This window comes from Dokdonella sp. (genome assembly GCF_039926425.1).
GTDB lineage: Bacteria > Pseudomonadota > Gammaproteobacteria > Xanthomonadales > Rhodanobacteraceae > Dokdonella_A.
Map to the genome: position 1 here is coordinate 1 of NZ_JBDSWZ010000239.1, position 4694 is coordinate 4694.

Consider the following 4694-nt stretch of genomic DNA (forward strand, 5'->3'; position numbering starts at 1 on the left):
TTCGCACGCGATCGCGCAACGATTTGCAGGCGCACATCGACGACCGATCGGCAACGCTCAGGATTCAACCACCACGCGAGGACAGACCGATGGACTATGACCACCTCGACACTCCGATCGGACGCCTGCTGCTGGCGGCAGACGAACATGCGCTGCGCTCCATCGGATTTCCGCACGCGGATCAGGACGCGCGAATCGGGGCCGACTGGAGGCGCGACCGTCGCTATCTTGGCCCGGCGATCGCGCAACTCGAAGCGTACTTCGATGGACGCCTTCACGCGTTCGACGTGCCTCTCGCCGCACAGGGAACCCCGTTCCGCACGACCGTGTGGCACGAACTCGTGCGGATTCCGTATGGCCAGACGATCAGCTACGGCGAACTCGCGCGGCGCATCGGCAATCCGGTGGCAAGTCGCGCGGTCGGTGCGGCGAATGGTGCGAATCCGCTGCCGATCATCGTGCCTTGCCATCGGGTGATCGGCAGCGGCGGCAAGCTCACCGGTTTTGGCGGTGGTCTGCCGATCAAGCAATGGCTGCTCGATCACGAACGTCGTCATGCGCTGTCGCCTGCGTGAGGCGACGACGTCGACGAGCTTGAACCCACCACGTCGATCCGGGCAGCTCGTCCGTCTGGACTGCCACGGCGAGCCCTCGGAACGATGCGTCTCTCAGCAGCCGCGGAGCTGATCGCGCAGTTCGACCTGCTGTTGCTTCAGCGTCGACTCGGTGTCGCTGAACGCGCGTTTGAGCCGGTCCTCCACGTCGTCGAGTTCCTTGCGGAGAAACGTGCAGGCTTCACGCGGACCGGCGTGATGGCATTGGTCGTCGGCGCGCGTATAGGCGTTGCCGAGCGATGAGGGCACGTTCGGCGGCGAACGCAAGCCGGGCGCGGAGACGCCGATTCCGTTGCGCCCGCCGTACGCGCTGGCAAGGTCGCCTTGCAGTTCGCCCTGCGCACCGAACGGCACCAGACGACTGGCGCCGATGCCGGTCTCGTTGCGATAGCGGCTGCCGTCGAAGCGGATGCAGACAAAAAAAGTGGGCGCGGCGATGCGAGGTGTTGGTGGCGCTGGCGCTGGCGGCGTGTCCGTCTCATCGGCAATCGGATCGTTCGCAGGTTCGGGCTCCGGTGCCGCCACGTCGTCTGCCAGCGGCACGACGCGCTCGGTCTGTCCGGCTCCGCAGCGATGGTCCTGGAAGCTGACCGAGCCTCGGGCGTCGACGCAGCGCCACGCATGCGCGGCCTCGGCGCTTGTTGCCGATACCATCAACACGGCGAGCAGGAGTGAACGCGGACCGCACATGAGGCCATCGTAGCGGATGGATCACGCCTTGACCCAGCAGATGCTGGCAGCGTCAGGCCTTTACACTGGAAGACCGCCGCATCGCGCGACGCCCCAGGAATCCGCTCGCATGTCCGACCCCCTGATCGATCTCGCCAGCGACACCAAGACGCGCCCGACGCCAGCGATGCGCGCCGCGATGGCGGCCGCCGAGGTCGGCGACGAACGCGCGCACGAAGACCCGACCGTCAACCGCCTGCTCGAACGCTGCGCCGGTTTGCTCGGCAAGGAAGCGGCCGTGTTCCTGCCGTCCGGCACGATGGCGAACGAGATCGCGCTGGCGGTGCATTGCCGACCGGGCGAGGAAGTGATCTGCGACGCCACGTCACACATCATCGGCTTCGAAGGCGGCGGTCCGGCAGCCATCGCCGGCGTCATGATCCAGCCGCTCGCCGGACGCCGCGGCATCTTCGATGCAATCCAGTTGCGCGCCGCGATCCGCAACGATCGACCGTACGCACCCCGTCAGCGCCTCGTCCTGGTGGAGCAGACTTCGAACCTCGGCGGCGGAGCCGTGTGGCCGCTGGCGACTCTCGACGAGGTCGCGGCAGTCGCGCATGCGGCGGGCCTCTCGACACACATGGACGGTGCGCGCCTGCTGAACGCCTGTGTCGCGAGTGGCATCGCCGCATCGGTGCACGCGCGCGGATTCGATTCGGTATGGATCGATTTCAGCAAGGGTCTTGGTGCGCCGGGTGGCGCCGTGCTCGCCGGGTCGCAGGCATTTTGCGAGGAAGCCTTTCGCCACAAGTTGCGCTGGGGCGGCGCGATGCGCCAGAGCGGCATCATCGCGGCGGCATGCGATTACGCACTCGACCATCACGTCGCGCGTCTCGCCGACGATCACGCCAGCGCGAAACGACTGGCCGAGGGACTCGCTGCGTCGCCGGGCATCTCGATCGATGTCGCGGGCGTCGAGACCAACCTCGTCTACTTCGATGTCGCAGGGACCGGACTCGATGCCGGATCCTTCGTGCGGGAGCTGCAAGCCCGCGGTGTGCGAATGACGGAAATGGGAACCTCGAACGTGCGTGCCGTCACCCATCTCGACGCAGACGCGTCGGCGATCGAACGAGCCGTGCGGATTGTTCGGACTCTGTGTGAGGAGAGTCTCAAAAAATCGTTGTGAAAAAGGAGGTTCGTCCAGCTCGGATCGTGCCCTGCATGGAGTGGCGTTGAGGAGTTCAAGTCGCGACCTGTGTGCTTGGGCAATTGCCCGCCGGTCGCGGTTCGACGCGTGGGAGCCTCGAATCCTGTCCGTCTCCGCCAAGGCGAACGGGTGCGGTTCGTCCGGCAAGTCGTCGATCCTCGGGATCGCATCGTCGCCTCGGAAAACGATGCGGTGGATCGAGGGTTGCTGCACGATCGTCGTCCGCGCTTGAATTCCCCTGCGACGTCATTCCCGCTTTCGCAGGAGTGACGATCCGAAAGTCCTGCACGACGTGTCCCTCCGTCGACGTCGCCCACGCACTTGCGGCCACACCGAAGCGATGCGTCGCGCCCCGTGCGTCGGCTTGCAGCGGTCGGCCGGAAACTGCGACGATCGCGCGCATGAAAAACAAGAACGACATCGTCGGCAACTGGCTGCCGCGCTACACGGGAACGCCGCTCGACGGATTCGGCCAGCACATCCTGCTGACCAATTTCGGCCACTACGTCGAACTCTTCGCGCAATGGCACGATGTGCCCGTCAACGGCCGCGACAAACCGATGCCGAACGCGACCGCCGACGGCATCACGATGATCAATTTCGGAATGGGTTCGCCCAATGCCGCCACCGTGATGGATCTTCTCGGGGCGATCTCGCCGCACGCGTGCCTGCTGCTTGGCAAGTGTGGCGGCCTCAAACGCAAGAACCAGTTGGGCGATCTGGTGCTGCCGATCGCGGCGATCCGCGGCGAAGGCACATCAAACGACTACCTGTTGCCGGAAGTGCCGGCGCTTCCCGCGTTCCAGTTGCAGCGCGCGGTGTCGACGATGATCCGCGATCTCGGCCACGACTACTGGACCGGCACCGTCTACACGACGAACCGGCGTGTGTGGGAACACGACACTGCGTTCAAGGAGTACCTGCGCAAGACGCGGTGCATGGCGATCGACATGGAGACCGCAACGATCTTCGCCGCGGGCTTCGCGAACCACATCCCGTCCGGTTCGCTGTTGCTCGTATCCGACCAGCCGATGATCCCCGAAGGCGTGAAGACCGAGGCGAGCGATCGCTCGATCACGTCCAACTTCGTCGACGCACACATCAGGATTGGCATCGAAGCATTGAAGCTGGTGCGACGCAACGGGCGCAGCGTGAAGCATCTGCGCTTCGAGGAAGAGGTGGAGTAGTCTCGCGCGGCGCTGCGTGCTTCGCCGGATCGCCGGGGCGGGTGTGGCCGTTGGACAGAACTGAAGCAAGGAGAGCGCGTCATGCGCGTGTGGATCGCAATTGCGGCGGTGTCATTCGGGGTGGCCATGCCGGCCGTGGCGGGCATGCTGCCCGATGGCGACGACCTCGGCATCACGCTGCGCGTCGAAAGCATGACCGATCCTCAATTTCTTGTCGGCACGCGCGCCACCCTCGCGTTCGACGTGACGAGCCGGGGTCCGCAACATTCGGCGACGTATTCAATTGTCGGTCACGAAGAACCGTATGCCGGAAACAGGCGCATCAAGCTTTTCCAGTCGCCCGGTGCAGGCTGCACGCTCGTCGATCTCATCGGCAGTACGTCGCCGCCAGGATTGGCCTATTTTCTGGTCGGGCCTTCTCCGCCCATCGGCTCGACGGTGACATGCAGGGTCGAGCTGCGGGTCGACGCGGTACCGGTCGGGAACGTGTACGCGTTCGCTGTGTCTGGGTCTGTCGTGTACGGAAATGGTGCGATTGGGCCGATCGCCGATCCCGACCCGACGAACAACCGCATCCTCCTGCCGATCGGCGATGGAGCGCAACCGGTGCCGGCACTTTCCATCTGGGCAGCGCTCGCGCTGCTGGTCACGCTTGCGGCGAGCGCTTTTTCGTTCCTCGATCGCCGCATCGACACACGCCAACCCGCGTCGAAACGTTCGGGATAACGCGCGTTCCGCGTTTGGATCAGTACCGCGGAACGGTCGAATCGATTTCGAGCGCCCACGCCTCGATGCCGCCTTCGACGTTGTAGACATCGCGGAAACCATGGTCGTGGAAATGTTCCGCTGCATTGCGGCTGGAGATGCCGTGGTGGCAGAGGAACGCAAGCGGCGTGTCTTTCGGTAGCGCAGAGAGGCGCGCGTGCGATTCGGGCGTCAGCACGTCGGCTGGCGCGAACGGTGCGGTTGCGCGGTCCGGTGCGGGACGCACATCGATCACCGTGATGTCGCCGG

6 protein-coding genes are annotated in these 4694 nt (G+C 65.2%); 4 read left to right on the top strand and 2 right to left on the bottom strand.

The features are described 5' to 3' along the window. Positions 1 to 89 precede the first annotated feature (89 nt). The gene (locus ABIV12_RS13785) at positions 90 to 575 is read left to right on the top strand and encodes a methylated-DNA--[protein]-cysteine S-methyltransferase (RefSeq protein ID WP_348060260.1); all 486 of its coding nucleotides are present in this window, start codon (positions 90 to 92) and stop codon (positions 573 to 575) included. Between the two features lie 93 nt (positions 576 to 668). Here the strand turns inward: ABIV12_RS13785 and ABIV12_RS13790 are convergent, their stop codons facing one another. Further along, the gene (locus ABIV12_RS13790) at positions 669 to 1304 is read right to left on the bottom strand and encodes a DUF4124 domain-containing protein (protein WP_348060262.1); all 636 of its coding nucleotides are present in this window, start codon (positions 1302 to 1304) and stop codon (positions 669 to 671) included. A gap of 109 nt (positions 1305 to 1413) precedes the next feature. Here ABIV12_RS13790 and ABIV12_RS13795 point away from each other — a divergent pair, with 109 nt between their 5' ends. The 3 genes from ABIV12_RS13795 (at position 1414) to ABIV12_RS13805 (ending at position 4406) form a co-directional block, all read left to right on the top strand. Further along, positions 1414 to 2472: a GntG family PLP-dependent aldolase gene (locus tag ABIV12_RS13795; protein WP_348060264.1), complete on the top strand. Its 1059-nt coding sequence runs from the start codon at positions 1414 to 1416 to the stop codon at positions 2470 to 2472. A gap of 422 nt (positions 2473 to 2894) precedes the next feature. Further along, positions 2895 to 3680, top strand: coding sequence for an AMP nucleosidase (locus tag ABIV12_RS13800; RefSeq protein WP_348060266.1), 786 nt, complete (start codon positions 2895 to 2897; stop codon positions 3678 to 3680). An 81-nt stretch (positions 3681 to 3761) separates the two neighbouring features. Beyond that, a complete protein-coding gene (locus ABIV12_RS13805; RefSeq protein ID WP_348060268.1) occupies positions 3762 to 4406 on the top strand; it encodes a hypothetical protein in 645 nt (214 codons plus the stop codon). Between the two features lie 19 nt (positions 4407 to 4425). Here ABIV12_RS13805 and ABIV12_RS13810 read toward each other — a convergent pair. Then, on the bottom strand, positions 4426 to 4694 hold a 269-nt coding region (locus ABIV12_RS13810; protein ID WP_348060270.1), incomplete at its 5' end, for a rhodanese-like domain-containing protein.

Coding starts and splice junctions, on each gene's coding strand:
- ABIV12_RS13785 (WP_348060260.1), top strand. CDS start 90: ATGGACTATGACCACCTCGACACTCCGATCGGACGCCTGCTGCTGGCG.
- ABIV12_RS13800 (WP_348060266.1), top strand. CDS start 2,895: ATGAAAAACAAGAACGACATCGTCGGCAACTGGCTGCCGCGCTACACG.
- ABIV12_RS13790 (WP_348060262.1), bottom strand. CDS start 1,304: ATGTGCGGTCCGCGTTCACTCCTGCTCGCCGTGTTGATGGTATCGGCA.
- ABIV12_RS13795 (WP_348060264.1), top strand. CDS start 1,414: ATGTCCGACCCCCTGATCGATCTCGCCAGCGACACCAAGACGCGCCCG.
- ABIV12_RS13805 (WP_348060268.1), top strand. CDS start 3,762: ATGCGCGTGTGGATCGCAATTGCGGCGGTGTCATTCGGGGTGGCCATG.